Origin of the sequence: Dactylosporangium sp. CA-139114 (assembly GCF_050955725.1) — a bacterium.
Taxonomy (GTDB): Bacteria; Actinomycetota; Actinomycetes; order Mycobacteriales; family Micromonosporaceae; genus Dactylosporangium.
The window spans coordinates 1,656,187-1,681,829 of the sequence record NZ_CP192080.1 but is presented as its reverse complement, the minus strand read 5'-3'; the positions used below and the strand labels follow the sequence as shown (position 1 = coordinate 1,681,829).

General features: G+C 74.3%; 21 protein-coding genes. 9 read left to right on the top strand and 12 right to left on the bottom strand.

All coding sequences use genetic code 11. From position 1 onward, the window contains the following. Positions 1-934: 934 nt before the first annotated feature. From ACQP2P_RS07545 to ACQP2P_RS07535, 3 genes are all read left to right on the top strand, one after another. A complete protein-coding gene (locus ACQP2P_RS07545; RefSeq protein ID WP_433614186.1) occupies positions 935-2,191 on the top strand; it encodes a bifunctional pyridoxamine 5'-phosphate oxidase family protein/GNAT family N-acetyltransferase in 1,257 nt (418 codons plus the stop codon). Beyond that, positions 2,167-2,802: a leucine efflux protein LeuE gene (leuE, locus tag ACQP2P_RS07540; RefSeq protein ID WP_433614185.1), complete on the top strand. Its 636-nt coding sequence runs from the start codon at positions 2,167-2,169 to the stop codon at positions 2,800-2,802. Before ACQP2P_RS07545 ends, leuE begins: the two co-directional genes overlap by 25 nt. Positions 2,803-2,992: 190 nt before the next feature. Beyond that, entirely contained in the window at positions 2,993-7,495 is a 4,503-nt protein-coding gene (locus tag ACQP2P_RS07535; protein ID WP_433614184.1) for an ATP-dependent helicase, read from the top strand. A 547-nt stretch (positions 7,496-8,042) separates the two neighbouring features. On the opposite strand, the gene ACQP2P_RS07530 is transcribed toward ACQP2P_RS07535, so the two are convergent. Beyond that, complete coding sequence (locus tag ACQP2P_RS07530; protein ID WP_433614183.1) at positions 8,043-8,807, bottom strand: SAM hydrolase/SAM-dependent halogenase family protein; 765 nt, start codon at positions 8,805-8,807, stop codon at positions 8,043-8,045. 18 nt (positions 8,808-8,825) lie between these two features. On the opposite strand from ACQP2P_RS07530, the gene ACQP2P_RS07525 reads away from it, so the two are divergent. The 6 genes from ACQP2P_RS07525 (at position 8,826) to ACQP2P_RS07500 (ending at position 14,204) form a co-directional block, all read left to right on the top strand. Continuing rightward, entirely contained in the window at positions 8,826-9,758 is a 933-nt protein-coding gene (locus ACQP2P_RS07525; RefSeq protein ID WP_433614182.1) for an LLM class F420-dependent oxidoreductase, read from the top strand. A 422-nt stretch (positions 9,759-10,180) separates the two neighbouring features. Then, entirely contained in the window at positions 10,181-11,353 is a 1,173-nt protein-coding gene (locus tag ACQP2P_RS07520) for a glycoside hydrolase family 5 protein (RefSeq protein ID WP_433614181.1), read from the top strand. Next, positions 11,354-11,821 carry an N-acetyltransferase family protein gene (locus tag ACQP2P_RS07515; RefSeq protein WP_433614180.1) on the top strand — a complete coding sequence of 156 codons (468 nt, stop codon included), beginning with the start codon at positions 11,354-11,356 and terminating at the stop codon, positions 11,819-11,821. Positions 11,822-11,833: 12 nt separating this feature from the next. Further along, positions 11,834-12,301 carry a hypothetical protein gene (locus tag ACQP2P_RS07510; protein ID WP_433614179.1) on the top strand — a complete coding sequence of 156 codons (468 nt, stop codon included), beginning with the start codon at positions 11,834-11,836 and terminating at the stop codon, positions 12,299-12,301. 3 nt (positions 12,302-12,304) lie between these two features. Continuing rightward, complete coding sequence (locus ACQP2P_RS07505) at positions 12,305-13,117, top strand: DNA-formamidopyrimidine glycosylase family protein (RefSeq protein WP_433614178.1); 813 nt, start codon at positions 12,305-12,307, stop codon at positions 13,115-13,117. Positions 13,118-13,394: 277 nt separating this feature from the next. Then, positions 13,395-14,204 (top strand): hypothetical protein, encoded by an 810-nt coding sequence (locus ACQP2P_RS07500; protein ID WP_433614177.1) that lies wholly within the window; start codon positions 13,395-13,397, stop codon positions 14,202-14,204. A gap of 189 nt (positions 14,205-14,393) precedes the next feature. On the opposite strand, the gene pspM is transcribed toward ACQP2P_RS07500, so the two are convergent. From pspM to ACQP2P_RS07445, 11 genes are all read right to left on the bottom strand, one after another. Beyond that, entirely contained in the window at positions 14,394-15,155 is a 762-nt protein-coding gene (pspM, locus tag ACQP2P_RS07495; RefSeq protein ID WP_433614176.1) for a phage shock envelope stress response protein PspM, read from the bottom strand. A 19-nt stretch (positions 15,156-15,174) separates the two neighbouring features. Further along, the gene (locus tag ACQP2P_RS07490; protein WP_433084441.1) at positions 15,175-16,029 is read right to left on the bottom strand and encodes a PspA/IM30 family protein; all 855 of its coding nucleotides are present in this window, start codon (positions 16,027-16,029) and stop codon (positions 15,175-15,177) included. Positions 16,030-16,171: 142 nt separating this feature from the next. Next, entirely contained in the window at positions 16,172-16,996 is an 825-nt protein-coding gene (locus ACQP2P_RS07485) for a hypothetical protein (protein ID WP_433614175.1), read from the bottom strand. Positions 16,997-17,026: 30 nt separating this feature from the next. Then, entirely contained in the window at positions 17,027-18,841 is a 1,815-nt protein-coding gene (locus ACQP2P_RS07480; protein WP_433614174.1) for a substrate-binding domain-containing protein, read from the bottom strand. A gap of 127 nt (positions 18,842-18,968) precedes the next feature. Further along, positions 18,969-19,481, bottom strand: coding sequence for a helix-turn-helix domain-containing protein (locus tag ACQP2P_RS07475; protein WP_433614173.1), 513 nt, complete (start codon positions 19,479-19,481; stop codon positions 18,969-18,971). Between the two features lie 95 nt (positions 19,482-19,576). Then, positions 19,577-20,074 carry a CinA family protein gene (locus tag ACQP2P_RS07470; protein WP_433614172.1) on the bottom strand — a complete coding sequence of 166 codons (498 nt, stop codon included), beginning with the start codon at positions 20,072-20,074 and terminating at the stop codon, positions 19,577-19,579. A 35-nt stretch (positions 20,075-20,109) separates the two neighbouring features. Next, positions 20,110-20,754: a CDP-diacylglycerol--glycerol-3-phosphate 3-phosphatidyltransferase gene (pgsA, locus tag ACQP2P_RS07465; protein WP_433614171.1), complete on the bottom strand. Its 645-nt coding sequence runs from the start codon at positions 20,752-20,754 to the stop codon at positions 20,110-20,112. Next, on the bottom strand, positions 20,751-22,190 hold the full coding sequence (gene rimO, locus ACQP2P_RS07460) for a 30S ribosomal protein S12 methylthiotransferase RimO (RefSeq protein WP_433614170.1): 1,440 nt from the start codon (positions 22,188-22,190) through the stop codon (positions 20,751-20,753). Before rimO ends, pgsA begins: the two co-directional genes overlap by 4 nt. A gap of 50 nt (positions 22,191-22,240) precedes the next feature. Then, the gene (locus tag ACQP2P_RS07455) at positions 22,241-22,684 is read right to left on the bottom strand and encodes a DUF3291 domain-containing protein (protein WP_433614169.1); all 444 of its coding nucleotides are present in this window, start codon (positions 22,682-22,684) and stop codon (positions 22,241-22,243) included. Positions 22,685-22,715: 31 nt separating this feature from the next. Next, positions 22,716-24,185: a helix-turn-helix domain-containing protein gene (locus ACQP2P_RS07450; protein ID WP_433614168.1), complete on the bottom strand. Its 1,470-nt coding sequence runs from the start codon at positions 24,183-24,185 to the stop codon at positions 22,716-22,718. A 438-nt stretch (positions 24,186-24,623) separates the two neighbouring features. Next, positions 24,624-25,544, bottom strand: a complete 921-nt coding sequence (locus ACQP2P_RS07445; protein ID WP_433614167.1) for an AEC family transporter — start codon at positions 25,542-25,544, stop codon at positions 24,624-24,626. Between the last annotated feature and the right edge of the window lie 99 nt (positions 25,545-25,643).

Genomic DNA, 25,643 nt, shown 5'->3' with positions numbered 1-25,643 from the left:
GGCCGGACAGCGCCGGGGTCCGGGCCGGGGCGGACAGCAGTGACATCGGCGGCAGCGTGAGGCCGTGTGCGAGGGGTGCGGGAGCCGCGGACGGGCCGGTCATGTCGAGGGAGCACCAGGCCCGGGCCGGCAAGAGGGACCCCGGCGCGGTGAGAACGCGGACGACCGGCACGAGCCGGGGAGCGGGGAGCGTCAGGAACCGGGCCGCCGGCAGGTGAGGAATCGTGGGCGTGAGGGTTGACCGCGGGTGGTCGGGTCGCATGCTCTTCCTCCCTGAACGAGCGGCCGGCGCGCGGCCGGACCCTGCGGCGGGGCCGCCTACTCCCCGTTCAACCGTCGACAGGCCGTTGCGGGTGCGCAAATATTTCGGAAACGGCCGGAGCCGTGGTCGTCCCGGCATCCGCCGGCGACCGGCTCGATCAACTTCGCCGAGGTCAGGGGCCTTCTCGGCCGCGCGCGCCCGGGCGGGAAGGCATTCGGCGGCGCAGGAGTCGACGCTGGAGGTCGGCACCTCCGTGACGTCCAGAGCCCCGGCCGCCCGGAAGTGGCTCGCCTCCCGGCGGTGGAGCGTCACAGCCGGCCGAAGCAGGCCGATGGGCGTCGGTGCGGCCGAGACCGCCGTGGTCGCCCGGGACGTGGGCCGTCGGCGACCGGAACGCGACTGCGTCGAGGTTCGCTTCTCCCTGCCGCCGAAGCGGCCGACGGAGCGTCGCAGCGTGATGCGTGCCGATGCGGCCAGGAGTGTGAGAACGAATTGCATGGCGGTGCCTCCCCCCGAATGCGAGGCACCGCCCGCCCCCGTTTTGCGGGCGGTGCCCTCGATCGGTGGGGACAGTAGCGAGGGGGTCCGACATTTTTTGGTTGCCGCTGCTCAGGCCCGGGCTGCTATTGTACTGCCACATTCGCGCTTTTGTACTAGTACATAAGGAGCACCGTGGAGACGTATCAGCAGACGGCGCGCAGCACGCCGCGGCGCATGCCCGAACGGGCCTCCTACGACGTCGAACTGGTGCACGAGGTGCTGGACGAGGCGTACGTCTGCCATCTCGGCTACGTCGCCGACGGCGAGCCGCGGGTGCTGCCGACGCTGCACGCGCGCGTCGGCGACACGCTGTACCTGCACGGTTCGACCGGCAGCCGCCCGATGCTCGCCGCGCGCACGGAGGGGCTGCCCGTGTGCGTCGCGGTGACGATCATCGACGGGCTCGTCCTGGCCCGCTCGCAGTTCAACCACAGCGCCAACTACCGCTCGGTGATCGTCCACGGCATCGCGCGCCCGGTCGCGGACGAGGACGAGCGCGCCCGCGCGTTCGCCGCGCTCGTGGACAAGGTCGCGCCCGGGCGCGACGCCGACAGCCGGCGCCCGAGCCGCCGCGAGTCCGCGCAGACGTCGCTGCTCGCGCTGCCCCTCGCCGAGGCCTCGGCCAAGGTCCGGCGCGGCGGCCCGAAGGACGATCCCGAGGACGCCTCGTTGCCGCACTGGGCAGGAGTCGTACCGCTCGTGCTCACGCGGGGCCTTCCGGTGCCCGCGGAGGCTCAGGAGGTACCGCTGCCGGGGTATCTGCGTCCGGACAGTGATCCCTGGCGACACCCGGGCGCGCTGCGGGGCCGCCACATCGTGCTCGAGCCGCTCGATCACGCCCACGCGCCCGGGCTGTTCGCGGCACTGGACGACGCGGAGGTCTGGACGCACCTCACGATCCCGCGGCCGCGCTCGGTCGCGCAGACGGCCGCGATCATCGCCGCGGCGCTGGCCGACCCCGATCGGGTGCCCTTCGTGCAGCGCGACGTCGCGACCGGGCGGATCGTGGGCAGCACCTCGTACTACGCCGTCAATCCGGTGCAACGAGGCGTCGCCATCGGGCACACCATGATCGGCCGGCCCTGGTGGCGCAGCGCGGTCAACACCGAGTCGAAGCTGTTGATGCTGCGGCACGCCTTCGACACCCTCGGCGCGCTGCGGGTCGAGTGGCACACGGACGTGCGCAACGAGCGCTCCCAGCGGGCGATCGAGCGGCTCGGCGCGCAGCGGGAGGGCGTTTTGCGCAGCCACCGCCAAAGGGCTGATGGCAGCCGGCGCGACACCGTGCTCTACTCCATGATCATCGACGAGTGGCCCGCCGCACGAGACCGGCTGGCCGCGGCGCTGGACACCGGAGGCGGCACGTGCTCGGCATCACCAACCCCCTGACATACGTGCTCGGCACGCTCGCGATCGTGCTGTTACCGGGGCCCAACTCGCTGTACGTGCTCTCCGTCGCCGCGCGGCGCGGGGTGCGCGACGGCTACCGGGCGGCGGCGGGGGTGTGGCTCGGCGACGCGGTGCTCATGACGCTGTCGGCCGGTGGGGTGGCCTCGCTGCTGCACAGCACGCCGTGGCTGTTCGGCATCGTGAAGTACGCCGGCGCGGCGTACCTGGCCTTCGTCGGCATCCGGCTCGTCGTGAGCACGCTGCGGCGCGGTCGCGCGGAGAACGCGCCGGCACCGGCCGTGCCCGCGGACCGACCCTTCCGCCGGGCGCTCGTGATCAGCCTGCTCAACCCGAAGGCGATCCTGTTCTTCGTGTCGTTCTTCATCCTGTTCGTGGATCCGTCGTACCCGCTGCCGGGCGTCAGCTTCGCGGTGCTCGGCGCGATCGCGGAGGTGCTCAGCGCGCTGTACCTGACGGGGCTGATCTTCGGCGGACGGTACCTCGCCGATCGCTTCCGGGCGCGGCGCCGGCTCGCCAAGGGGCTGACGACGCTGGTCGGGGGCGCGTTCCTGGCCTTCAGCGTGAAGCTCGCGACGTCCAGCCTCTCCTGAGACATCCGCCACTGCGCCGCGTGGCCGCATTCGGGGTCCCCCGCCTGACCGGGCAGGGGACCCCTTCGCTGCCCGGCCAGGCAAGTTCGGGTGTCCCTTCGGGTGTGCAATACAGTAGCCAAACGGACCAATTCGGGCAAATCGTCGCCGCTCTGAAAAAGTGTCGTACCCCCGGGGCAGGATTGTGGGCATGGCAGAGCTGGATGGTTTCGCAGCGGCGACACGCGAGTGGTTCCGCGCCGCGTTCGCGGCGCCGACCAGGGCACAGGCGGGCGCGTGGCGGGCGATCAGCGCCGGCCGGCACGCGCTCGTGGTGGCACCGACCGGCTCCGGCAAGACCCTCGCCGCGTTCTTGTGGTCCCTCGATCAGTTGGCCGCCGAGCCACCCGTCGAGCCCGCCCGCCGGTGCCGGGTGCTCTACGTCAGCCCGCTCAAGGCCCTGGCCGTCGACGTCGAGCGCAACCTGCGGGCCCCGCTGGCCGGCATCCGGCAGGCCGCCGCGCGGCTCGGCCAGGAGCCGCCCGACATCCGGGTGGGCATGCGCACCGGTGACACCCCGGCCGACGAGCGCCGGGCCTTCGCCCGCACCCCGCCGGACATCCTGATCACCACTCCCGAGTCGCTGTTCCTGCTGCTCACCTCGCAGGCGCGGGAGTCGCTGCGCGGCGTCGAGACCGTGATCATCGACGAGGTGCACGCGGTCTGCGCCACCAAGCGCGGCGCGCACCTGGCGCTGTCGCTCGAGCGGCTGGACGCGCTGCTGGAGCGGCCGGCGCAGCGCATCGGGCTCTCGGCGACCGTGCGGCCCATCGACGAGACCGCGCGCTTCCTGGGCGGGGCGGCGCCGGTGGAGATCGTCCAGCCGCCCAGCACCAAGACCATCGAGGTCGAGGTCCAGGTGCCGGTCGAGGACATGACGGCACTGGGCGAGGCCGCGCCCGGCGAGGACGACGACGGGGCGCCCCGGCAGGCGTCCATCTGGCCGGCCGTCGAGGAGCGCGTGCTCGACCTGATCCAGGCCCACCGCTCGACCATCGTGTTCACCAATTCGCGGCGCGGCGCCGAGCGGCTCTGCGCCCGGATCAACGAGCTGGCCGGGGCCCGCGCCGGGGTGCCGCAGCCGGAGCCGGCCCGCACCCCGGCCGAGATGATGGCCCAGGCCGGCATGGCCGGGGGCGCGCCGCCGATCGTGGCCCGCGCGCACCACGGCAGCGTCTCCCGCGAGGAACGCAAGCACATCGAGGAGGCGCTCAAGTCCGGGCAGCTGCCGGCCGTCGTCGCCACCTCCAGCCTGGAGCTGGGCATCGACATGGGCGCCGTCGACCTGGTGGTGCAGATCGAGGCGCCGCCGAGCGTCGCGGCCGGGCTGCAGCGGGTCGGGCGGGCCGGGCACCAGGTCGGGGCCGTCTCCCGCGGCGTGGTCTTCCCCAAGCACCGCGGCGACCTGGTCTCGTGCGCGGTCGTGGCCGAGCGCATGGTGGAGGGCGGCATCGAGGAGCTGCGCTACCCGCGCAACCCGCTCGACGTCCTGGCCCAGCAGATCGTCGCGATGGTGTCGATGGAGCCCTGGTCCGTCGACGACCTCGCCAAGCTGGTGCGGCGGGCCGCGGTCTACGCCGACCTGCCCGACTCGGCGCTGTTCGCGGTGCTGGACATGCTGGCCGGGCGCTACCCGTCCACCGCCTTCGCCGAGCTGCGGCCGCGGCTCGTGTGGGACCGCACCGAGGGGCAGCTCTCGGCCCGCCCCGGCGCCCAGCGGCTCGCCGTCACCAGCGGCGGCACGATCCCCGACCGGGGCATGTTCGGCGTGTTCCTGGCGGGCGCGGAGAAGGCGGCCCGGGTCGGCGAGCTCGACGAGGAGATGGTCTACGAGTCGCGGGTCGGCGACGTGTTCCTGCTCGGCTCGACGTCGTGGCGGATCGAGGACATTACCCCCGACCGGGTGCTGGTCTCCCCCGCGCCCGGCGCCGCGGCGAAGATGCCGTTCTGGAAGGGCGACTCGCCGGGGCGGCCGGTGGAGCTGGGGCGGGCGATCGGAGCGCGGCTGCGCGGATTCGTGAAGTCCGGCGACGAGGCGGCCCGGGCGCACCTGCGGGCCGGCGGGCTCGACGACTGGGCGGCCGACAACCTGCTGGCCTACCTGCGCGAGCAGCGGGCCGCGACCCGGCACCTGCCCGACGACCGCACGGTGCTGGTCGAGCGGTTCCGCGACGAGCTCGGGGACTGGCGGATGACCGTCCACTGTGTCCTCGGGGCCCGCGTCAACGCGCCGTGGGCGCTGGCGATCGGGCGGCGGCTGCAGGAGCGGTACGGGGTGGATGCCCAGGTCATGCCCAGCGACGACGGGATCGTGGTCCGGCTGCCCGACGTGGCCGACGAGCCGCCCGGCGCCGAGCTGGTCGCCTTCGACCCGGACGAGATCGCCGCGATCGTCGAGGAGACGGTCGGCACGTCGGCGATGTTCGCGGCGCGGTTCCGCGAGTGCGCGGCCCGGGCCCTGCTGCTGCCGCGGCGGGACCCACGCCGCCGGCAGCCGCTGTGGCAGCAGCGTCAGCGCTCCGCCCAGCTGCTCGACGTGGCCCGCGACTACGCCGACTTCCCGATCACGCTGGAGGCCGCGCGGGAGTGCCTGCAGGACGTGTTCGACGTGGCCGGGCTCGTCGGGGTGATGCGCGACGTGGCCGGGCGCAAACTGCGGCTGGTCGAGGTCGAGACCGAGCGGCCCTCCCCGTTCGCCCGCTCGCTGCTGTTCGGCTACGTCGGGGCGTTTCTCTACGAGGGCGACGCGCCGCTGGCCGAGCGCCGCGCCGCCGCCCTCGCGCTCGACCCGACCCTGCTCGCGGAGCTGCTCGGGCGGGTGGAGCTGCGGGAGCTGCTCGACCCGGCCGTGGTCGCCGAGACGGAGGCGAGCCTGCAGTGGCTCGGCGAGCAGCGCACCCCGCGCGACGCCGAGGACGTCGCCGAGATGCTGCGGGTGCTCGGCGACCTCGGCGACGACGAGCTCGCGGCCCGCGGCGCCGACCCGGCCTGGGCGCGAGAGCTGGCCGATCAGCGGCGCGCGATCCAGGTCCGCGTCGCCGGGGAGACACGCTGGATCGCCGTCGAGGACGCCGGGCGATACCGCGACGCGCTGGGGGTGGCGCTGCCGGTCGGGCTGCCCTCCGCCTACCTCGAGCCGGTCGCGGACCCGCTCGCCGACCTGGTGAGCCGCTACGCGCGCACCCACGCGCCGTTCACCGCCGCGGCGTGCGCGGCGCGCTTCGGGCTCGGGGTGTTCGTCGTCGAGCAGGCGCTGCGCCGGCTGCCCTCGGCCGTGTCCGGCGAGTTCTCCCCCGCGGGGGCCGGCACCGAGTGGTGCGACGCCGAGATCCTGCGCCTGCTGCGCCGCCGCTCGCTGGCCGCGCTGCGCCGCGAGATCGAGCCGGTGCCGCCGCGCGTGCTGGCCCGGTTCCTGCCGCAGTGGCACCACATCATCGGCTCCTCCCGGGCCCGCGGCGTGGAGGCCGTGGCGTCGGCGATCGAGCAGCTGCAGGGGGTGGCGATGCCCGCCTCGGCGCTGGAGCGGCTCATCCTGCCGGCCCGGGTCGGGGACTACAGCCAGGCCTACCTCGACGAGCTCACGGCCTCGGGCGACCTGGTGTGGGCCGGCACGGGCTCGATCGGCGAGCACGACGGCTGGGTGACGCTCGCCTTCGCCGACGCCGCGCCGCTGCTCCTGCCACCGGTCGCCGAGGTGGGCGGGCCGCTGCACGAGGCCGTGCTCGACGCCCTCGCCGGCGGGCAGGCACTGTTCTTCCGCGGGCTCGCCGAGCACATCCACGCGCCCGAGGAGGAGCTCGTCGCCGCCCTCTGGGACCTCGTCTGGGCCGGCCACCTGTCCAACGACACGATCGCACCGCTGCGGGCGAAGCTCGGCGGGGGCGGGGCGCATCGGTCGCGGCCCTCGGCGCCGAAGTCGCGCTACCGGCGGGCGGGATCGCTCTCGCTCGGCCGCACCGCGCTCGCCGTGGCCCGCAGCGGGCCGCCGACGGCCGCGGGCCGGTGGTATCGGCTGCCCGAGCGCGACCTCGACCCGACCCGGCGCGCGACCGCCAACGCCGAGCTGCTGCTGGACCGGCACGGGGTCGTCACCCGCGGCGCGGTCATGGCCGAGGACCTGCCGGGCGCCTTCGCCGGCGTCTACCCGGTGCTCGCCGCGATGGAGGAGCGCGGCGCGGCCCGGCGCGGGTACTTCGTCGAGGGCCTCGGCGCCGCCCAGTTCGCCCTGCCGGGCGCGGTCGACCGCCTCCGGGGCGGGACCGAGCACCGCGACGCGCTCGTGCTGGCCGCGACCGACCCGGCCAACCCGTACGGCGCGGCCCTGCCCTGGCCCGAGCGGGTCGTCGACGTGGGCGACGGCGAGCGGTCCGGCCACCGCGCGGGCCGCAAGGCCGGCTCGCTGGTCGTCACCGTGGGCGGCGACCTGACCCTCTACGTCGAGCGCGGCGGGCGCACCCTGCTGTCCTACGCCGACGACCCGGAGCTGCTCGCCCTGGCGGCGAAGGCGCTGGCGGACGCGGTGCACCGGGGCGCGTTGGGGGCGCTGTCGGTCGAGCGCGCGGATGGGGAGTCGATCCTGCAGTCGCCGCTGCGCGACGCGCTGGCGAGCGCAGGGTTCCGCAGCACACCGAGAGGACTACGACTACGCGGCTGACCATCGACCTCGACTGACCATCGGCCTCGACCGGCCCACGCCTGGCGAGTCGGCGGGCACGAACACCTCGCCGCTCCGGCGGCGCGGCTCGCGCCGGCCCGGCAGCCCGGGCCGCCGCGCGGCGCCGCGCGCGGAGCGCGCGCGGGTGCGCGGAATGCGGTGGGCCGCGCGTGCGCGGTGGGCCGCGCGGGTGCGCGGAGCGCGGTGGGCCGCGCGCGGGTGCGCGGTGGGCCGCGCGGAGCGCGGTGGGCCGCGCGGGTGCGCGAAGCGCGGTGGGCCGCGCGCGGGTGCGCGAAGCGCGGTGGGCCGCGCGCGGGTGCGCGAAGCGCGGTGGGCCGCGCGCGGGTGCGGCAATCGTGCGGTGCGGGACAGCGTGTCAAGCGCAGCGGCCATGCGGTGCAAGCGAAGCGCGGGAAGGCACGATGGTGAAGGCGACCCACGCGCACGACGACCCGGTGTGACCCGGCGCGCGTTCGCTCGCCGGGCGAGCCGAATCCCGGGCGAGCCGAATGCCGGGCGAGTCGTATGCCGGGCGCGGTGTGCGGGGTCAGTACGTGATGGTCACCCGGTCGCCCGGGGACAGGGTCAGGCGCTCGGCTGCGTTGCCGCCGTTCACCGCGACCGCCGCGTAGCCCGCCGAGTCGGCGAGGAGCACCAGGGCGTTCGGGTTCGCGTTGCCGAAGGTCGTCGTGTGCAGGGCCGGGGCGCCGTTCACCGCGACGTGGGCCGGGATCCGGGACAGGGCCGCGGCCGTGGCGGCCAGCTGGACGTTGCCGAAGTGGTCCACCGTCTGGACTTCGGCCACCAGGCGGCCGGGGGTCTGCTCGACGTACGGCTGCGGCAGTGTCACCCAGTCCGTGATCTCCTCGCCCGCGTCGAGCAGGGCGGCGCCCTCGGACAGGCGCGCGGCCACGGGGGCGAAGATGTCGCGGCCGTGGAAGGTGTGCGAGACCTGCGGCGCGAACCACGAGCGGTTCGTCAGCGCCACGGCCGTGGCCACGCCGCCCAGCGCGAGGGCCGCGGGGACGAGCAGGCCGTTGTCGGGGCCCACGAGGAAGCTGCCGTCGGCCGTGGCGATGGCGATCGGGCGGCGGGCCGTGCCCACGCCGGGGTCGACCACGGCCAGATGGACGCCCCGGGGCAGGGACGGGACCGTCTGGGCCAGGATCGCGGCGCCGCGGCGGACGTCGCCGGGTGGGATCAGGTGGGTGATATCGAGGACGCGGGCCTGCGGGGCGAGGCGGGCGAGCACGCCGTGACAGGCCGCCACGAAGCCGTCCGAGAGGCCGTAGTCGGTCGTGAACGAGATCATCGCGATAGTGTCCGCTCCATGCGGCTTTGTGTGTTCACCGAGCCCCAGCTGGGGGCTACGTACGACGACCAGCTTGCCATCGCGCGCCGGGCCGAGGAACTCGGCTTCGAGGCGTTCTTCCGTTCCGACCACTATCTGACCGAGACCGGTGACGGAATGCCGGGGCCGACCGACTCGTGGGTGACGCTCGGCGCGCTCGCGCGGGAGACCTCGACGATCCGGCTCGGCACGCTCGTGACCTCGGCGACGTTCCGGCTCCCGGGGCCGCTCGCGATCGCGGTGGCGCAGGTCGACGCGATGAGCGGGGGGCGGGTCGAGCTGGGGCTGGGCACGGGCTGGTACGAGCGGGAGCACGCGGCGTACGGCATCCCGTTCCCGCCCGTGCGCGAGCGTTTCGACCGGCTCACCGAGCAACTGGAGATCATCAAGGGGCTCTGGGCGACGCCGCCCGGCATGACGTACTCCTTCGAAGGCCGCTACTACGACCTCGTCGAGTCCCCGGCGCTGCCCAAGCCCGTGCAGCCCGCGGGGCCGCCGGTGATCATCGGCGGGACGGGGCCGAAGCGCACGCCGCGGCTCGCCGCGCGGTACGCCGACGAGTTCAACGTGCCGTTCGCGTCGCTGGAGGACACCGCCGCGCAGTACCGGCGCGTGGTCGAGGCGATCGAGGCCGAGGGGCGCGACGGGCGCGCGCCGATCGTGTTCTCGTTCGCGCAGACGATCGTGTGCGGCGCGAACGAGGCCGAGATCCGCCGCCGCGCGGAGGCGGTCGGCCTGAACCCCGGCGGGCCGCAGGCCGGTCAGCTGTACGGCACGCCGCAACGCATCGCCGAGCAAATCCGCGGCTTCGTGAAGGCCGGCGCCTCCCGCGCGTTCCTGCAGCTGCTGGACCTGCGCGACCTCGAGCACCTGGAGCTGATCGCGGCCGAGGTGGCGCCCCTGCTCGACTGAGCCCGCGCGGCGATACAACGCCGAAAAGTGGGCAGTTCCCCGGCGTGCCCGGGAGCGACGCAGCACACGAAAGCGCCCACCCTCCGCGAACGCAGCGGCCGCCCGAGCGACACGAGGCGCGACAACGGGAGGACGCGTCCGAACGAGACGACGCGCGGGAGCAGCACAACGCGCCCGAGCGGGAGGACGCGCCCGAACGAGACGACGCCTCCGAACGAGACGACGCGCGGGAGCAGCACAACGCGCCCGAGCGGGACGACGCCTCCGAACGAGACGACGCGCCCGAGCGGGCAGACCGCGCGACGGAGCCGCGGGGTGGCGAGGGAACGCCGCCGAGGCCGCGCGGGCGGCGCGTCACCCGGGGACGGCCCGGTGCCGGGCCGGTCGCGAGGAGGACGCAACAGGGCTTCGCGCTCGGTGGCGTGCTGCTGATCCTCGTGGCGGCGCTGGCGGTACCGCTGGCGCAACCCCGGCCCGTCAAGGTGCTCTGCGTCGACGACATCGTGCAGGCCCGCGCCGTGGCCGGGCTCGCCAACTTCTCCGCCTGGCTGAGCCGCAACCACGCGACCGGGTTCATCGGCGAGATCGGCTGGCCCGGCGACCGGGACGCGGCGCAGTGGAGCCGGGTCGCCGAGGTCTGGTACGAGGCGGCCGACGCGATCGGGCTCCCCGTCACCGCCTGGGCCGCCGGCACGTGGCCCGCGAACTACCCGATGGCCGTGTACCGCCCGGTCGCGCAGGGCCTGCGGGTCGACGTGGCCGGGCCGCAGGCGCACGTCGTCGAGCGGCATGCGAGTACACCCGGCTATCTGCGCGGCGTGAACCTGGCCGCCGGCTCGTTCGCCGCCTCGGACAGCGACGGCGGCTTCGGCACCACGAACCCGGGCCGCTACGGCCTGGACTACACGTACGAGACGCCGTCGAGCTACGCGTTCCTGGCCGGCCGCGGCGTGCGCCTCGTGCGGCTCGCGGTCAACTGGGAGCGGCTGCAGCCGCAGCCGTTCGGGCCGCTGGACGTGACCGAGCTCGCGCGGGTGCGCGACGCGCTCGAGCACGCGCGGCGGGCCGGGCTCGCGGTCATCATCGACCTGCACAACTACGGCGACTACGCGCTCGGGGGCGGGCGGGCCGGCCCTCCGCGGATGCTGCGGCTCGGCGAGTTCGCGCTGCCGACGACGGCCCTGGCCGACTTCTGGCGGCGGCTGAGCGTCGCGGCCGACGACCGGTCGGTGATCGGGCTCGGGCTGCTGAACGAGCCGACGCGGCTGGCCGCGGACGGGCGCGCGGGCGCGTTGATCTGGCAGCGTGCGGCCCAGGAGGCGGTCGACGCCATCCGCGCGACCGGGGACCGGCGGGCGATCCTCGTCAGCGGGTACACCCCCATCGGACCGCCCTCGTGGGGCGAGATGCATCCGGTGGCCTGGATCCGGGACCCCGCGCACCGGGTCGCCTACGAGTCGCACGCCTACTTCGACCACGACGGCAGCGGGCACTACTGGATGTCGTACGCCGACGAGCTGCGCAGCGTCACCTGGCCCCCGCCCGCGCTGTGCCAGCGGTTGACACCGATGGGCCGCCAGGTGCTCACTGCGTAGGTGATCGATGTGCGCAGGGCCGGGCCGGGCGACCTCGAACCCGCGCTGGAGGTGTGGCGGGCCGCCAACGAGGCGCGCGGCCACGCGCCCGCGCCCACGCGCGTGGAGCGGGTGCGCGCCAAGCTTCGCGAGCCCGGCGCGCTCGTCGTCGTGGCCGTCGACCAGGGCGAGACGGTGGCGATGGGGCTGGCCGAGCCGGGCCGGGCGGACGACGGCGCGGGGGCGCCCGTCGCCGGGGAGGGCCACGTGTCCATGGTCTTCGTCGCGCCCGCGCGCTGGGGTTCGGGCCTCGGTGGCCTGGTCCTCGACGCGCTGCACGCGGCCGGGTGGGCCCGCACCACGCTGTGGACGCGCACGAGCAACGCGCGGGCGCGCCGGCTCTACGAGAAGGCCGGGTACCGCCCGACCGGGCGTATCTCGGCGCTGCCCGCCGGTGACGGGATCATGCAGCTGGAGCGGATCGGCTAGCCTCTCAGTGTCATGAGGCGTGTGGCGTACCTGCTGATCGGGCTCGGCGTCGGGCTGTTCGCCGGCTCGCAGCTCGCCGCGTCCCGGGCGCAGGCCACGGCCCTGTGGACCGGCGTCGCCGCGACGGTCGTCGGGCTCGTCATGGTCGCCGCGAGCGGGCCGGCGGCCTCCGTGCCGGGCGACGAGGGCGAGGACGAGGAAGGCCGCCCGACGCTCTCCGGGCTCGGCACCCGGGTCGAGCAGATCCTGCGCACCGCCGAGGAGCAGGCCGCCGGCCACCTCCGGCAGGCCGAGAAGGACGCCCGGAAGGTGCGCGCCCGCGTCGAGGCCGGGCTGTGGCTCGTCCTGCGCGAGGGCGACGACGGCGAGCGGTACGAGGTGGCCCGCCTCGAGTCGCGCTCGGACGCCGACTCGGTCGTCGCCGCGCTCGAGGCCCGCGGGCACCTGCAGCGCTACTGCGTGGCCCCGGCCGGCGGCTGACGCGTGCCCGAGGGCGACACCGTCTGGAACACCGCGCGCGTGCTCGGTGCGGCGATCACCGGCCAGACCATCACACGCAGCGACTTCCGGGTGCCGCGGCTGGCGGCGGCCGACGTGTCCGGCTGGACCGTCGCCGAGTCCGCGTGCCGGGGCAAGCACCTGCTGCTGCGGCTGACGAAGGACGGCCGGGAGCCGCTCACCCTGCACTCCCACCTGCGCATGGACGGCGCGTGGCGCACGTACCGGCCGGGTGAGCGCTGGACCGGCCGCCCCGCGCACCTGATCCGCGTCGCCCTGCACACGCCGGCCGCGGTCGCCGTCGGCTTCCATCTGCACGAGCTCGCCCTGGTGCCCACGCGCGAGGAGGCACGGCTCGTCGGGCACCTCGGCCCCGACCTGATGGGCGAGGACTGGGACGCCGACGAGGCGGTGCGCCGGCTGCTGGCCCGGCCCGAGCGCTGGATCGCCGACGCGCTGCTCGACCAGCGCAATCTCGCCGGGATCGGGAACCTGTACAAGGCCGAAACGCTGTTCCTGCGCGGCGTGTCACCGTGGACGCCCACCGGCGACGTCGCGGACCCGGGCGCGCTGGTCGCGAAGGCCCACGCGCTGCTCAACTCGAACCGGGGCCGCTTCACCCAGACCACGACGGGCTCGCTGCGCCGCGGCGAGACCAACTGGGTGTTCGAGCGCGCCGGTCAGCCCTGCCGCCGGTGCCGCACCACCATCCGCCGATGGACCGGCGGCGACCACGATCGCATCACGTACTGGTGCCCGCACTGCCAGCCCGGGAACGGACCCCCGGACCGGGCGTGACCGCGCGGCCGCACGAGCACGAGGTCGCCCTCGGCGTCGAGGTCGACAAGCCAGAAGCGCTGGATGTCGTACGGCATGTGCACCCTCGTGACGCTAGCCAGCCTGCCCCGCAATGCCCCATCCCCTAAGCCAAATTTGAAGCCCAGTTATTGCGCGACGTATCCGCATCGGCCGCTCCGCGGTTGTTACCCCCGTGACCGGCGTGCTTCGGGATGGCGCGCACGGGGTAGGGTGCTGGCCGGTACGTCTCATGGGGAGGGGCGCGATGGATCACCGCATGACCCGGCGCGGCCTGCTCGCCGGGTTCTTCGCGGCGGCCACGCTGTCCGCGTGCGACGGCACGCCACTGGTGACGCCCACCCCGGCCAACTCGTTCAACCCGCCCCAGGACCAGCCGATCGCGACGTGGGAGCTCACCGGCGGGTTCACCGCGGCCGGGATCGCCGCCCTGCGCCCGCCCCGCCTCGTCGTCTACGGCGACGGCGACGCCGTCGCGGACGCGACGTACCGCTCGCGCCTGGACCCCGACCAGCTGCGCACCCTCGCCGGCGGCATCGCGGACGACCTGCGCGCGGGCGCGTCGCAGAAGAAGCCGACGCCGACCACGACGATCGCCGACGCGCCCGTGACGAAGGTCTCGGTGTGGTCGCCGACGGGGTCGCTGACGTTCACGGCGGAGGGGCTCGACGAGCTCAAATCCGATCACGTGTACGCCGATGTGCTCTACGACGCCCGCGACCGCCTCGCCGCCGTGCACAAGACGGTGTCGGCGACCGCGCAGCCGTACCTCGCCGCCCGCGTCCGCGTCGTGGCCGTTCCGGCGCTCGAGGGACAGGCGGGCACCGGCTCGCCGATCGTGCCCGACCCGGGCCCGTCGGCGACGGTGAAGCCGTGGCCGACGGGGGTCACGCTGCCGTCCCCCGACGCGGAGGGCCTGCGCCGCACCGACCTGGACGGCGACGCGGCGCGGGAGGCGGTGCGGATGCTCACGCGGGACCTGGATCAGCGCGGGGCCTGGCCGACGTACCGTATGGCCGACGGCACCGTGGTCCGGGCGAGCTGGCGTTATCTGCTGCCGACGGAGTGAGCCGTCATTCCGCGAGGGTGTTTCCGAGAAAGTCGGGCCCTGCGCGCGCCACGCCTTTTCGGATCCGCGAGGTTACGCACGCGACCCCAGCGAGCGGGACGGGCCTCCAAGCGGCGGTGCGGGGCCGCATGACCCCGCGGCGGCCTCAGGCGTTCTCGCGGCGGCCGAAGGTCCGGCGCGGACCCGGGATCAAGCGGTCTGCGGACGCGGCGCGGCCTGAGGGTTACGCAGGTCCGCAAGCCCCTCTGCCACCCCACGCAAGAACGCCGTCGCATCCGCGAGGCTGCCCACCGCCGCATTGTCCTCGGCGACACACCCGGCAGCGGCGGTCACGAACTGCTCGTACGCGGTGACCCCCTGCTCGAGCTGCTCGGCGAGCATCCGATGCGCGGGCCGCAGCGCATCACCCGAGGGCCCGATGCGCATCGTGCGCTCCACGGACGCGCACCGCTGCGCGAGGTCGCGCAGCTGCCGCTCGGCCACCGCCGCGTCCAGCACGGCCCCCTCGGCCGCCGGTCCGAGCCGCCCGACCAGCCCGCTGAGCATGGTGGCGGCACGGTCCAGGCGACGCCAGGGCTCGGCGACGGTGAGGCCCCGCAGCTTGAACGCGTCGCGCTGCCGGTCGAACTCGGCGATCGCGGTGCGCCCGACCGGAAGCCGCTGGACGAGCCCGACGAGCTTCTCCCGCGCCACGGCGCCCGCGAGCGCCGGATCGGGCTCGGCCGGCACCGGCAGCGCGCGGAAGGCCCGGTAGTCCAGCCAGCGCCACCAGGTGATGGCGATGGAGCCGCCGGCCGCGGCCGCCCAGAACGCGTCGGGCAGGCCGAGGCCGGCATACGGCACGAGGACGGCGGTCGCCCCGGTGAGCAGGCCGGCCCGCACGGTCCAGCCCCGGGCGGAGCGGTGCAGTTTCCGCAGCCGCTTGAGGTGCTTGGTCCGATCGCTGGCCATAACCGCCCCCAATCCCCGGTCAGCCCGCGCTGGCCGAGTCTCCAGCCTGCTTGTCCTTCATGCTGGCCCGGATCTCGTCGAGCCGGGAGATGCTGGCGTCCTTCGGCCCCGCCGCGGCGACCGAGGGCGACTCGGGCGCGGCGGCGAGCTTCTCGCCGGCCATGCTCGCGCGGATCTGGTCGAGGCGGGAGCTGCCGGCCATGTCGAGGGTCGAGCGCTGCACCTCGAGCATGCGGCCCTCCACCGAGTTCGAGGCGAGCTCGGCGCGGCCCATGGCGTTGGCGTACCGCCGCTCGATCTTCTCCCGCACCTCGTCCAGCGACGGGGTGTTGCCGGGGGCGGCGAGGCCGCTCATCGACTCGAGCGACTTCGCGACGGTCTCCTGCATCTTCGCCTGCTCGAGCTGGCTGAGCAGCTTCGTGCGCTCGGCCAGCTTCTGCTGGAGCATCATCGCGTTGTTCTCGACCGCCTTGCGCGCCTGGGCGGCGGCGTTGAGCGACTGGTCGTGGAGGGTCTTGAGGTCCTCCATGCCCTGCTCGGCCGCGACGAGCTGGGTGGCGAACACCTGCGCCGTCTGCTCGTACTGCGTCGCCTTCGCCTCGTCCCCCTCGGCCCGGGACTTGTCGGCGAGCATCAGCGCCTGCCGCGCGGAACCCTGCAGCTTCTCGACCTCGGACATCTGCCGGGACAGCCGCATCTCCAGCTGCCGCTGGTTGCCGATCACCGCCGCGGCCTGCTGCACGAGCGCCTGGTGCTGACGCTGCGCGTCCTCGATCGCCTGCTGGATCTGCACCTTCGGATCGGCGTACTCGTCGATCTTGGCACCGAACAGCGCCATGAGGTACTTCCAGCCCTTAGCGAACGGATTCGCCATTTCGCGGTCCTCTCTCGGCCAGCACGGGGACGTGCAGCTTCTATCGTGTCAGGCTCGCGCTAGAGCGTCACGTCCGGTCGCGGGCCGACCCCCGGAAAATCACTGCCAAACACGTACATTGCGGACACAAGTCAGGGGGATCTCAGGGCTGCGGGCCCGGGACATCCCCACCCGAGAGCGCCGAGCGCGACAGCCGCTCGGCCTCGGCCAGGCCGGCGCGCAGGCCTTCGAGGTCGTTGGTGAGCTCCGCCAGCTTGGACGCGGTCAGCGGCGCGCCGCCGACCGTGGTCGCGTGCAGGGCGACCAGCTCCGCCATCCGCGCGACCAGGCCCTCCATGCCCAGCACCGCGGACTGCATGCGGGCCAGGAGCATCTCGCGGGCCTCGCGCAGCCGCTGACCCACGTCGAGCTGGTCCGCGACGGCGCGCCGGGCCCGCTCCCGTTCGTCGCGCAACGGTCCCGGGGGCAGGCCGGACAGGCCCCGCTCCAGTTGGTTGTACTCCTGCCGGAGCCGCTGCGTGTTGATCCCCGCCGCCGTCTGGTCGATCAGCGTCACCTGCCCGGCGAAGCGGGCGAGGTCCCCGAGCGCCCCGGCGGCCGAGTCGTCGACCTCGGAGATCTGGCTGCGCAGGATCGGGTCGCCGGTGCCCTCCGCCTGCCGGCGCAGCGTGCGCACCGCGGCCTCGGCGCGCTTGAGGAACCGCTCGGCGTCGCTGCCCCGCGGCGGGGTGGGCAGATTCGGCGGCGGCGCGGCGTTCACCGGCCGGGGCGACGAGCCGCCGCGGTCGGTGAGCACGCCGAGGCCGACCCGGATCCCGTACACCGCGCCCGCGACCGCGAGCCCGACCGGCACGCCGACGAGCAGGCCGGCCGGGGCCAGGGCGGCCGCCACGGCACCGCCCATGCCCCCCAGCACGCCCGCGGCGACGAGTCCCCACGGCTCGGTCAGCTGCTCCTTGACGCCCACGACGGTAAGTGTGCCCCTTCGACCTGAGGATCAGAAGTTGCTGAGGACGTTGACGAGCACGTTGTCGATCGTCGTCGGGTCGCTCGCGTCGTACGCCGCCGCGCGCGAGGCCGAGGAGATCTTCTGCAGGACTCCCAGGTCGGCCTGCCCGCCGTAGGCGATGGTGAACACGCGGACCGGGATCTCCTTGTCCGACGTGTCCACGTCGCGCACGAGCGCGTCGAGGTCGCTGTCCTTGGGGTACTCGTTCTTGCCGTCCGTGAGCACCACGACCGCGTTGATCCGGCTCGGGTCGCTCAGCTCGACCATCTTGCGCTGCGCGGCCCGCGTGGTGGCGTACAGGGCCGTCCCGCCCTCGGCGCTGATACCCCTTATCACCTGCTCCAGCTGAGCCTTGTTGGCCGAGAGCGCGGCCACGGGGACCCGCTCGGTGTAGGGCGTGCTGGCCCCGCCGACCTCGGTCGAGAACGTCCACAGCCCGACCTCGTCGTCCGGCGCGAGCAGCGTCAGCGACTGCAGCGCCGCCTGCTTGGCCAGCTCCATGCGGGTCTGGCCGCCGGCCTCGTTGTTCATCGAGCCCGACACGTCGAGGACCAGCAGCACCTTGGCCCGCTTGCGCTGCGCGTCCCACGTGCTCAGCGCCTTCTCGAGCACCTGCGGCGACGGCGGGTCGATCACCGTGTACTTCGCGTCGGGCAGCAGCCCGTTGTCGCGGGTGACCGCCGAGCCGGCCTTGCCTTCGAAGGTGCGAAAGGCCAGGTCGGTAAAGCGCTTCTGCTGGCCCGCGTCGCGCACGTAGGCGAGGAAGTCGGCGGCCGCGGCCTTCTGCTCGTCGCTGGCGTTGGTCAGCACCACGTACGGGTGGTCGCTGACCAGCGTGCCTTCCTTGGGGTAGATCGCGACGAGCGGTACCCGCGGCTTGGGCCCCTTGCCGGCCAGCGCCGGGTCGCCGGTCGGGTTGCCGGTGTTGTAGTCGTAGACCGACTTCTCCTCGACCGCGACCGCGCTGACGTAGTTGAGCCCGCGCCCGCCCTGGTCCGCGGCGAGCTGGTTGGACAGGAACGTCAGCGTGGTGTCGCCGTAGTGCACGACGCTGGACTCCACCGACCTGACGTACTGCAGCACCTTCGGGTCGGCGAGATCCTTGTCGGTGAGGTCGGTCGAGCGCCCGGTGGCGGCGAAGTACGCGCCGACCGTGGCGTTAAGCCCCGACGTGGAGAAGTGCGGGTTGGTCTTGCCGAGCCGGAACCGGCCCCACTCGGGGTGGCCCTTGGAACCCCAGCCGTTCGGGTCGTTGATCAGCCCGAAGACGTCGCCCCAGCCGATCTGCTTGTCCGGCCACCCGAGCGCCTCGGCCATCGGCTTGGGCATGGCCAGGACCAGCGGCGACTGCGCGATCATGGGCAGCTTGCCGTCGGGGACCAGGCCGCCCTTGTCGCCGCTGGCCAGGCGCTGCTTGAGCAGCGCGACCCACGACGCCGACGCGGGGGTCCAGACCGCCGGCTGCGCGCCGTCCGTCTTGGTGTCCCAGCCGGCCGCGAGCGCGTCGAGTGCCGCGCCGGAGGCCTTGGTCTGCACCACGGGGTCGGCGCACTTGCCGTCGAAGCGCCGGTCGGACTTGATGTAGCTCTTCGCGAACTCCGTCATCAGCGCGGCCTTCTCGCTGGACGCGGTGATGTTCAGCGTGATGCAGCCCTCACGACGCGGGTTGTCGGCCTTGCTGTTGCCGCCCTTGTCGTCGCCGCGGTTGGCGAGGAAGAGATATACGCCGCAGATCGCGAACACGCCGATCACCGCGGCGATGATGATCGGGAGCGGGTTACGCCGCCGGTTCGGGTAGCTCACGGCCCCAAGTGTGGCAGGTCGAGTCGAATCCCGATCAATCCCCGCCGGACCTCCGCGCGCTCAAACGCCGCGGCCGACGCCGATCCCTGCACGCACTCGGGCGCACGGACGACGCCGGCCGGCACACTCAGGCGGCGTAGACGACGTCACGCTCGCGGTCCACCGGGCCCCGCGTCGCGCGCAGGGTGGTCCGCAGCGGACCATCATGACGTACGGCCACAGAGAGCTTGGCATCCGCGGCGATCTTGGCCTTGGGCGCGCCGCGCACGAGCCGGGCCTGGGGCGCCTCGCCGGCCGCGGTGGCCGCGGGCACCGGCTCGGGTTGATTCGCCGGCACCTCGTTGGCGCCCGACGTGGAGTCCGGCACCGGCTCGGGGGCACCGACCGGCACGAGCACCGGCGGCAGATCCTCGGCCAGGGCCAGGCTGTCGCTCACATCCCGCAGCACCTCGGACAGCGCGGCTCCCAAAGCCTCGCAGATGGCGGCCAGCAGCTCGCTGGACGCTTCCTTCTGGCCGCGCTCGATCTCCGAGAGGTAGCCGAGGCTCACGTTGGCCGCGGTGGACACCTCACGAAGGGTCCGATGCTGGGCCTGCCGTCGCGCTCGCAGCGCGTCACCGATCACCCGACGAAGCAGCACGGTGGCACCCCCTCTGACGCAGCTGGCAAGACCGCGAAGAAACTGGTACTCGTCACGGTACCTGGTGAGACGCCGATCGACACCCTGCCCCGCCGTTATGAGACAGCGAGGGTCTCGGCCAGCAACCCGACGGCGGCCTCGACCGCGCCGCCCCGCACCGCGGCCCGGCCCCCCGAAAGGGTGAATTCCCGCACCTCGACACGGTCCGGTTCGCCCGGTCCGGGCGGCGGCCCGACGACGGCGACGTAGACGCGCCCGACCGGCTGGCCGTCCTGCGGATCCGGTCCGGCGACCCCGGTCGTGGCGGCCGCCCAGTCCGCGCCGCACCGCTCCCGGGCCCCGGCCGCGAGCGCCGCGGCCACGGAGGGGTCGACGGGCCCGTGCGAGGACAGCAACGGCGGCGGCACCCCGAGGAGCTTGGCCTTCAGCTCGGTCGCGTAGGCCACGATCCCGCCCCGGAACACCCGGCTCGCCCCCGGCACCTCGACGAAGGCCGCCGCGAGCAGCCCGCCGGTCAGCGACTCGGCCACGGCAAGGGTCTCGCCGCGCTCCTTGAGGGCCGCCAGAATCGCGCCCGCCCGATCCGATGACACCCGAGCCCCTCTCCGTAGCCGACCGGCACGTCTCTTCAGGCGACCGGCTCGTCCGCCTGCGGGGCGACCGCCGGCGCCGCACCAGGGCCCGGCAGCACCGCACCCCCGCCCCGGGCCAGCGACTCACGCCGGATCCGTATCGCCCGCATCACATAGTCGGCGCCGGTGACCACCGTCACCACGACCGCCGCGGCCATCAGCCACGGGCCGATCTGCGCCAGGCCTTGCGGCAGCGGCGTGAGGTACCACCCGATGGCCAGAATCTGCAGCGCCGTCTTCGCCTTGCCACCCCGGCTCGCCGGCATGACCCCGTGCCGGATGACCCAGAAGCGCAGCGCGGTCACGCCCCACTCGCGGACCAGGATGACCGCCGTCACCCACCAGGGCACCTGGTCGTAGAAGGACAGCAGCACCAGGGCGGCGCCGGTCAGGGCCTTGTCCGCGATCGGGTCGGCGACCTTGCCGAAGGAGGTGACGAGGTTGTGGGCGCGAGCGATCCAGCCGTCGACGTAGTCGGTGGCGGAGGCCACGATGAAGGTCAGGCCCGCGGCGAGCTGCCAGGCGTCGTGGGTCATCCGGCTGGCGACGACGCACAGCACGAAGACCGGCACGAGCACCATGCGCACGACCGTGAGGACGTTGGCCGCGTTGAGCAGCGGCACGGGCTTGACCTGGGTCATGTCGCCGCCGGGCTGATCAGCTCGGTCGGCGTCGCGATGAGGTCGACGCCGATACTCTCCGTGACCTTGGCCCGCACGAGGTCGCCGGGGCGCAGCGACGCCGGGTCGAGGTTGCCGCCCGCCACGAGGGTCGTGGAGCCGTCGACCTCGGGAGCCTGGTGGGCGCCGCGGCCTTCGACGTCCACGCCGTCGGGGTGGCGCTCGACCGTGTCGACGAGCACGTCGACGAACGAGCCGATCCGGTCGCCGGCGCGCTGGGCGCAGAGCTCCTCGGCCAGGGCGCTCATCCAGTCGTACCGCTTCTTGACCGTCGCCACCGAGACCTTGTCCGGCAGGCCGGCCGCCTCGGTGCCGTCCTCGTCGCTGTAGTCGAACACGCCGATCGCGTCCAGCCGGGCCTCGGTGAGGAAGCGCGCGAGCTCGTCGACGTCCTCGCGGGTCTCCCCCGGGAATCCGACGATCACGTTACTGCGGGCGCCCGCCTCCGGGTCGAGCTTGCGCACGGTCGCGAGCAGGTCCAGGAAGCGCTCGGTGGAGCCGAAGCGGCGCATGCGGCGCAGGACGGGCTCGCTGGAGTGCTGGAACGACAGGTCGAAATACGGGGCGACGCCCGGCGTGGTGGCGATCGCCTCGATCAGCCCGGGCCGCGTCTCGGCCGGCTGCAGGTAGGACACGCGCACCCGCACGATGCCGGCCGTCCCGGCGAGCTGGGGCAGAAGCTTCTCCAGCAGCCGCGGGTCGCCGAGGTCCTTGCCGTAGGAGGTGGAGTTCTCGCTCACCAGGACCAGCTCGCGCACCCCGTTGGCGCCGAGCCACTCGGCCTCGGCCAGGATCTCCTCCGGCGTGCGGGAGACGAACGCGCCGCGGAAGGCCGGGATGGCGCAGAACGCGCACCGGCGGTCACACCCGCTGGCCAGCTTCAGCGGCGCGACGGGCCCGTGGTCGAGCCGGTGCCGCATCACCCCGCGCAGGTGGGCCGGCAGGTGCCCGGGCGTGACGACCGTCGCCTCCCGGCGCGCCACCGGCGTCAGCGGCAGCAGCGTGCGCCGGTCGCGCGGGGCGTGCGACGGGATGGACTCGCCCGCCAGGATCGCGTCCAGGCGGGCGGCCATGTCCGGGTAGTGGTCGAAGCCCAGCACCGCGTCGGCCTCGGGCAGCTCGCCCGCCAGCTGCTCCCCGTAGCGCTCGGCGAGACACCCCGTCGCGACGACCTTGGCCCCGGTGTCGGCCGCGGCCAGCAGCGTGTCGATCGAGTCCTGCTTCGCCTTGGCCACGAAGCCGCAGGTATTCACGAGCACCACGTCGGCGTCGGTCCCGTCGGTGGTCACCGACCAGCCGCCGTCGGCCAGCCGGGCGGCGAGCTCCTCGGAGTCCACCTCATTGCGGGCACAGCCCAGGGTGAGCAGGGCTACGCGGCGGTCAGCGTTGGTGGACATGCTGTCGAGGGTACCGACCGGGGCTGACAATTTGCGGATCGGATCCGGCCTCAGGGAGCCGGGAACACGTCTCGGAACGTGAAAGCCTCCGGCGTCGGCCCGGATGCCCGGAGCAGCTCAAGCCGCTCGCGCGCCTCCGTGAGGCTCGGCCGGTGGCCGGACGGGACCCACCAGAGCACCGCGTGCGCCTCCCCGAGCGGCACGAACCACTCCCGCCGCCGTCGCAGAACGTCGAGGTGACCGCTACGGAATGTGTACTGTCGCAAATCCTCCAGTGACGCCCACACCGACATGTTCACCATGAGGTCCCCGCCGAACGGCCGCAGCGAGGTGGCATCGGCACCACCGTCGTCCACGAGCCGCCACACGAATCCCGGGTACCCGTCCGCAACCGCGTTGATCCGGTCGATATCGGCGTAAAAGTCCGCCATGCGGGGATCGTCGCGGGGCCCGACGGGCACGCCGACGTTGAGCTGAGCCAGGTGAGCGGTCATGGCGGCAGTCTAAGACAAACTTCCATTGTTTTTAGTACCGGCCGCGCCGCGATCGCTCACCCCACTCCGCGCTGGACGCATGGTTCTGCACGTCGTCCGACGAATCCGCTGCCTCCGCTGCCTCCGCGCGGAGCCGGTCGCCCGGCGCGTCGTCCCGCGCGCCCGCGCCCGACTTGTCGTCCCGCGCATCGTCGCGCGCGTCCGAGCGAACCTGACCGGCTTGCGCGTCGTCCCGCGCGCCCGCGCGAAGCTCGTCGCCCCGCGCATCGTCCCGCGCGCCCGCGCCCAACTTGTCGCCCCGCACACCGTCCCGCGCGTCCGCGCCCGCGCCCAGCCCGTCGCCCCGCGCACCGTCGCGCGCGTCCGAGCGAACCTGACCGGCTTGCGCGTGGCCCCGCGCGCCCGCGCGAAGCTCGTCGCCCCGCGCATCGTCCCGCGCGTCCGAGCGAACCTGACCGGCTTGCGCGTCGTCCCGCGCGCCCGCGCGAAGCTCGTCGCCCCGCGCATCGTCCCGCGCGCCCGCGCCCAACTTGTCGCCCCGCACACCGTCCCGCGCGTCCGCGCCCGCGCCCAGCCCGTCGCCCCGCGCACCGTCGCGCGCGTCCGAGCGAACCTGACCGGCTTGCGCGTGGCCCCGCGCGCCCGCGCGAAGCTCGTCGCCCCGCGCATCGTCCCGCGCGTCCGAGCGAACCTGACCGGCTTGCGCGTGGTCCCGCGCGCCCGCGCCCGACTCGTCGCACGGCGCATCGTCCCGCGCGCCCGCGCCCGCGCCCAGCCCGTCGCCCCGCGCACCGTCGCGCGCGTCCGAGCGAACCTGACCGGCTTGCGCGTGGCCCCGCGCGCCCGCGCGAAGCTCGTCGCCCCGCGCATCGTCCCGCGCGCCCGCGCCCGCGACGAACCGGTCCACGACGACGCAGCACCCGTCCGGCCGCGGATCGATGCGCACCCCGCTTCCGAGCGCGCCCCGCAGCAGCGCCAGGTTGGCCCCGCACACGACGCCCGGGTGCGTGCGCGCGACAGCATCGAAGGGGCAGTTGCGCAGCCGCCACACGCCGCCCTCGGCATACGGCTCGTACCCGAGCCCCCGCAACGTCGCCTCGGCGCCCTGACCCTTGAGCCGGGCGCCGGTACGCTCCGCCGCCGCGTACAGGGCCGGCTCGACCCCCGCCTCGGAGACCGCCTCGGCGAAGACCTCGGCGAGCACGCGATACCCCCGCGGCGGGAGGCTCACCGAATGCTCGGCCGCGGAGCGCCGGTACAACTTGGAGGGCCGCCCCGCCCCGGGCCCGCTACGCCCCCCGAGCCGCGCGAACGCCACATCGAGCAGCCCCGCCTCGGCGAGCCTGTCGAGATGATGCGCGGCGAGCGTGCGCCCGATCCCGAGCGCCGCGGCGACCTGATCCCGGCTGACCGCTTCCCCGGCCGCCGCGACATGCTCGTACACCGCCCGCCGTCGCGGGTCCGCCAACGCCGCCAGCGCGTCGATCTCCTCGTCCGGCACGCGTCCAACTATCGCAGCAGCCCCGCCCGCATCCGCGCGGCCGCCCCGAAGCGCCACCCCGCCCCCGCGCGGCCGCGCACCACGTCGCCCGCCACACGCCGCCGCACACCACGCCGCCCCGCGCCCGCGCCCGCGCGGCCGCCTCGAAGCGCCACCGGCACGTCGCGCCCTCACGCCGCACTGCCACGCCCCCTGACCGCGCCACACGACCACGCCGCGCGACCGCGCCCACCGCCACGCCCCGCGACCGCGCCGCACGACCACGCCCCACCGCCACGCCCCGCGACCGCGCCACACGACCACGCCACACCGCCACGCCCCGCGACCGCGCCACACGACCACGCCCCCACGACCACGCCCCACCGCCACGCCCCGCGACCGCGCCACACGACCACGCCACACCGCCACGCCGCGCGGCCTACATCGCGCGGAGGCGGCTCAGTGCAGCAACGCCGCGGCCACCGTGAGCGTCGCCATCGACAACCCGGTCGACGCCACGATGACGTCGCGCGGGAAGGTGCCGTCCACGCCGTACGCGCGCGCGTAGACGAACGTGTTCTGCGCCGTCGGCAGCGCCGAGCACAGCACGACGGCGAGCAGCGCCTCTCCGGTCAGCCCGAACACGACGCGCGCGAGCAGGAAGCACAGCAGGGGCTGCACAAGCGACTTCAGCAGCACCGCCAGTGTCACCTCCACCGGCCGGCGCGCCTCCCCGTCGCCGCTTCGCCGCGGCACGAGCGACAGGCCGAGCGCGACGAGGGCCGAGGGCACCGCGGCGTTGCCCAGCAGCGCGACCGCGTCGCCCACGAGCCCGGGCAGGTGGACGTGGGCGGCGCCGAGTACGACGCCGGCGAGGCACGCGAGCATCACCGGACTGCGCAGCGGCACCGTCAGGAGGCGGCGCCAGCGCCCGGTGGCGTGCTCGCTCTGCGCGATGTCGAGCGTGCCGAGGATCACCGGTGTGAGGATGCTGGTCTGGATCAGCAGTACCACGGCGATGAAGCTCGCATCGCCCACCACCTGCATCATGACGGGGATGCCGAGATTGCCCGCATTCACGTATGCGCAGGCCATTCCCGCGATCGTCTGCTCGGCCAGCGGCCGCCGGAAGACCCACCGCGCCGCGCAGAAGCCGGCCGCCCCGATGACGAGCGTGGCGATCGAGAACGCCGCGACCGCGCGCCCCGCGGTTCCCCCGATCGGCTGGCGGGTGAGCGTGTTCAGCAGCGCCGCCGGCATCGCCACGTAGAAGACGAACCGCCCGAGCACGTCAACGGCGGCCGGCCCGAGCACCCCGCTGCGCCCGGCGACGAAGCCGACGGCGGTGAGCACCCAGATCGGCACGAACGCGGCCAGCACGCCTACCCGCTCGCCCGCTCACGCCTCACCCGAGTCACCCTAGGCCAGCGCCGATCATCACCTCACAGCCGACCGCGTGAAGGTCGCCGCCGAGCCCGC